The sequence below is a fragment of the Acidovorax sp. HMWF018 genome, from assembly GCF_003061035.1.
GTDB lineage: Bacteria > Pseudomonadota > Gammaproteobacteria > Burkholderiales > Burkholderiaceae_C > Acidovorax > Acidovorax delafieldii.
On the sequence record NZ_QAIM01000042.1, the window covers coordinates 1 to 4,874 of the forward strand.

At 68.7% G+C, this 4,874-nt stretch carries 3 protein-coding genes; 2 read left to right on the top strand and 1 reads right to left on the bottom strand.

Annotated elements, in window-relative coordinates; translation table 11 throughout:
• Positions 1–260: 260 nt before the first annotated feature.
• Positions 261–1,016, top strand: a complete 756-nt coding sequence (locus tag DBR23_RS01235; protein WP_108497038.1) for a sulfite exporter TauE/SafE family protein — start codon at positions 261–263, stop codon at positions 1,014–1,016.
• Between the two features lie 79 nt (positions 1,017–1,095).
• Positions 1,096–3,045 (top strand): diguanylate cyclase domain-containing protein, encoded by a 1,950-nt coding sequence (locus DBR23_RS01240; RefSeq protein ID WP_108497039.1) that lies wholly within the window; start codon positions 1,096–1,098, stop codon positions 3,043–3,045.
• A gap of 99 nt (positions 3,046–3,144) precedes the next feature.
• Here DBR23_RS01240 and DBR23_RS01245 read toward each other — a convergent pair.
• The coding region (locus DBR23_RS01245; protein ID WP_233250217.1) for an alkyl/aryl-sulfatase at positions 3,145–4,874 on the bottom strand (1,730 nt) is incomplete at its 5' end.

Below are 4,874 nucleotides of genomic sequence, written 5' to 3' on the forward strand. Positions count from 1 at the left end.
CCATCACACAGGGCGCATTTGACGGCGCCGCCTACGACCGCGAACTGCCCGCACGTCAGCAGGCCACGCTGTATTGAACGTGCCCTGCGATCCGCCGCCACAGTGCTGCCCCCGCCGCCAGCGCACACAATGGCGGCTGGGCGCGCAGGGCTTGCGCTTCAGGGACTCACCGGCCGAACGCGCAGATGCGTGAGGAGCGTGGAGCTCCGTGGGGCGTGAAGCCCACTCACGCGCGCGTTCACACCAAGTGAGGGGGAGACATGGATTCCGTGCTGTTGATCGTGGCCCTGGGCGCAGTGGCCGCCGGGTTTGTGCAGGGGCTGTCGGGTTTTGGTTTTGGCATGGTCGCCATGTCGTTCTGGGCCTGGACGCTGGAGCCCCGCCTGGCCGCGCTGCTGGCGGTGTGCGGCGCGCTCACCGGCCAGCTGGTGGCGGCGGCCACGGTGCGCCGGGGGTTTGACCGGGTGCGCCTGCTGCCCTTTGCGCTGGGTGGCCTGGTGGGCATCCCCATTGGCGTGGCCGTATTGCCCCGGCTGGACATGGACGCGTTCAAGGTCATCCTGGGCACGCTGCTGGTGCTGTGGTGCCCGGCGATGCTGATGGCCAAGCAGTTGCCCCGCATCACGCGCGGCGGGCGCGTGGCCGACGCGCTGGTGGGCATGGCAGGCGGCGTGATGGGCGGCCTGGGCGGCTTCACCGGCGTGCTGCCCACCCTGTGGTGCACCTTGCGCGGTCTGGACAAGGACGTGCAGCGCGCCATCATCCAGAACTTCAACCTGGCCATGCTGCTGGTGACCTTCATCACCTACCTGGCCACCGGTCTGGTCACCCGCGAGGCGCTGCCGCTGCTGGCCATCGTGGTGCCCGCCATGCTGGTGCCCGTGCTGCTGGGAGCGCGGCTGTACCACGGTATCAGCGACGCGCGGTTCCGGCAGATCGTGCTGGGCATGTTGACCCTGTCGGGCGTGGCGATGCTGGTGGCCAGCCTGCCCAAGGTGCTGGCGCGGCTCGCGTAGGGTTCCATTTGCGTGGGCCGCGGCTGGTGGCCATCCTGTTGTCGACTTGCCGCACATGCCCCGTTACATTGGGAGGGGCATGCACCAGAAAGATGACACCACGCGGCCACCGGACGCGGACGACCTTCTTGAGGCCGGGGCCCCGCGTCGCCGCTATCGCCTTGTCACGCCGCTGAGCCTGGCGATTGCGCTGGGCTGCATCGTTGCCGTGGCGGGCTTGTGGCTGGTCACGCTGCAGCGTGTGGCGTTCGAGCGCGAGCAGGCCGTGGCCTCCGCCATGCAGTCCAATGCCAACCTGGCCATCGCCTTCGAGCAGCAGGTGTTCCGCACCCTCAAGGCGGCCGAGCAGGTCGCCGCCTTTGTGCGCGAGCAGTACCTGCAGCAGGGCACCGACATCGACCTGCGCGACTGGGTGGAGCGGGGGGTGATCCGCGAGCCCATGTTCACCATCATCAGCGTGGTGAACGAGCAGGGCGACATCGTCAGCAGCAGCCAGGAGACCGGGGCCGTCAACTACAGCGACCGCGCCTTTTTCAAGGCGCTGCGTGCCAGCGATCGCGATGACCTGTTTGTGAGCGAGCCTGTGCTGGGCCGTGTGTCGGGGCAGTGGCGCATTCCGATGGCGCTGCGCATCGTGAGCGAGGGAGGCCGCTTTGGTGGTGTGGTGGTGATGTCGGTGGACCCGACGAACTTCACCGACTTTTACCGCCAGGCCGACCTGGGCGCACAGGGGCTGCTGGAGCTGACAGGGCTGGACGGCGTGGTGCGCGGCCGCAAGGCAGGGGGCAAGATCAGCTTTGGTGGCGATGCGCGGGGCCTGCCCTGGTTTCAACTCCGCGCGCAAGACCCTGAAGGCGAACTGATCGATGAGAACGGCGCGGTGGACGGTGTGCCGCGCATCCTCAGCTACCGCAGCATGGCGGGCTACCCGTTGATGGTGACGGTGGGGTCGACCTCCGACGAGGTGCTGGCGCCGGTGATGCAGCGGCGCGTTGACTACCTCGCCCTCGCCGCGGGGGCCAGTGTGGCGCTGCTGTGTTTTGGCGCGCTGCTCATTGTGGTGCTGGCACGCCAGCGGGCCGTGGCCGATGCACTGGCGTCGAGCGAGGGCCTGTTCCGCGCCACCTTCCACCAGGCGGCCACCGGCATCGCCCACATCACGCCCGAAGGCCGCATCCTGCGTGCCAACGACAAGTTCTGCCGCATGCTGGGCTATTCGCTGGAGGAGCTGCGCCAGCGCGACCTGTTTGCGCTGAGCGACGAGGGCGAGCGTGAAGCCCTGCGCCGCTTTCTGGCGCGGCGCCTGGTGGCGCACTCGCCCGTGTTCTCCCCCGAGATGGAAAAGGCCTACCGGCGCAAGGACGGCGGCCTGTTGTGGGTGTACGAAGCGCTGGGCCTCGTCAAGGACGCCCAGGGTCACCCGGACTTTCTGGTGGTGGTGACGCAGGACATCAGCGCGCGCAAGGAGCTGGAGATGCGCCTGTCGCACGATGTGCTGCACGACGCGCTCACGGGCCTGTCCAACCGCGTGATGTTCCACGACCGCCTGGCGCGTGTGCTCGAAACGGCACGGCGCCACGGGCGGCACGCCGCAGTGCTCTATGTGGACCTGGACGGGTTCAAGTCCGTCAACGACCAGTGGGGCCATGCAGCGGGCGACCTGCTGCTGCAGCAGGTGGCACGGCGGCTGGAAGACTGCGTGCGCGCCGAAGACACCGTGGCGCGCCTGGGCGGCGACGAGTTCGGCATCGTGCTGGCCACCATCGAGCGGGCAGACCACTGCGAGGTTGTGGCCGGCAAGGTGCTGTCTGCGATGGAGCAGCCTTTTGTGCTGGAGGGGGCTGTTGCCCACATCTCGGCCAGCGTGGGCGCGGCGCTCTACCCGCGCCATGGCACCGATGCCGATGCGCTGCTCGCCCAGGCCGATGCTGCGATGTATGCGGCCAAGCAGGCGGGCAAGAATCGCTTCAGCATCGACACCGCACTGAGCCCGCTGGCCGATGACGGTGTTGCAGGTCCACCGGGCTGACGAGGAGCCAGCCATCGAGGGATGGCTCTGGTGTTGCGCTCCTCATTTGGGAGCATTGAGCGAATTATCTATAAGCGCTAGCGGCCTGTTTCATTCAAATTACCGCGTCATGATCGGAAAGTCACGCACCGGCTTGTCCAGCATGCCCATCAGCTGCCGCAGGGCCTGCGCATCGCCTTCCATGCGCAGCGCGCCAGAGGCGGCCAGGTCCTGCGGTGTGGCCTGGCCGTTCATCAGGCGCAGGAAGGCGGGTTTGGTAAGCAGCAGCGTGGCGTCGGCGGGCCAGGGTGGTGTGCCCGGGCGGTGGTGCAGCACCGCGTTCTCAATCCACAGACCATGGTTTTCTTCGGCGTCGGTAAAGCGCAGTGCCACGGCCAGGCGCACGCCGTCCGCGCGCGGGCCGTTGAGCGAGGCGGCCATTGCATCAAAGAACTGCGGGATGGGGGTCTGCATGAGCATGTCGGCCACCGCAGCGCGCGGGCCTGAAGCGTTGCGCGGTGCAGTGCCATGCCGCAGTTCCTGCGCGCCGGTCAGGTAGAAGTTGCGCCAGGGCGCGGATTCAGCGGCGTAGCCCATCTGCTCAAAGCTGCGCGCCATCAGGTCTTTGGCCGCTGCGCTGTTGCTGTCCGCCAGCAGCACATGGCGTAGCAGCTCGGCCGCCCAGCGGTAGTCGCCCGCGTCAAAGGCCTGGCGCGCGGCGGCCACCGCAGCGTCTGCACCGCCCGCCAGGGCCACATAGCGGCGTGCCGCCTCCACGGGCGGCAGCGGGTCGAGCGTGGCCGGGTGCGCGTCGAACCAGCCCAGGTAGAACTGCGCCACCGCGCGCACGTTGTGTTTGACGGTGCCGTAGTACCCGCGCGATGCCCACTGCGCCGCCAGCGTGGAGGGCAGTTGCACGGCCTCGGCGATCTCGCCAGGTGTCAGCCCGGCGTTGAGCAGGCGCACCGTCTGGTCGTGCAGGTAGCGGTAGGTGTCGCGCTGCGTGGTCAAGAAGGTGTCGATGCGCTCGCGGCCCCACACGGGCCAGCCGTGCTGCAGGAAGACCACATCTGCACGGCGTGCGTGCGCACTGGCGCCGTCGATGTAGCGCGACCACGCCAGCGCGTCGCGCACCTTGGCGCCGCGCAGGGTGTAGAGGTTGTGCAGTGTCTGCGAGACCAGTTCTGCCGCACCGAACGCGCGCAGGTCGGGCAGCTCGAACACCATCTCGGCCGGGGCTTCGGAGCCTGGCACGTTGTGGAACACGAAGCGCACGCCATCAATGTCGAGCGCCTGCGTGGGCTGGTCGATGAGCACGGTGGGCGGCAGGATGCCAATGCGCCCGACCGCCACGGCCATGCCCAGGCCGTTGTCCACCACGCCGCGCGCATCGCGTGGCAACTGGCTGCCATACATGAAGCCCGCGCGGCGCGACATGGCGGGGCCGAGCAGCAGGTTCTCGCTGGTCGCCTCCTCCATGAAGCCCACCGGCGCCACGACGGGCACGCTGCGTGCCTTGGCGTCCTGCGCGGTCAGCACGCCCAATGCGCCGCCGAAGTGGTCCACATGGCTGTGCGTGAACACCAGGCCCGACACCGGCTGCGCGCCCAGGTGCTGGCGCGCGAAGGCGAGGGCGGCGGCCGCCGTCTCCTGCGTGGTGAGCGGGTCCACCACGATCCAGCCCGTGCGGCCCTGGATGAGGGTGAGGTTGGCCAGGTCGAACCCGCGCAGCTGCCAGATGCCCTCACGCACCTGGTACAGGCCGGGCGTCTGGTTCAGGCGCGCATGGCGCCACAGGCTGGGGTGCACGGTTGCGGGGGCCTCGCCCTGTGCAAACTGCAGCGCATCAA

Coding starts and splice junctions, on each gene's coding strand:
- DBR23_RS01235 (WP_108497038.1), top strand. CDS start 261: ATGGATTCCGTGCTGTTGATCGTGGCCCTGGGCGCAGTGGCCGCCGGG.
- DBR23_RS01240 (WP_108497039.1), top strand. CDS start 1,096: ATGCACCAGAAAGATGACACCACGCGGCCACCGGACGCGGACGACCTT.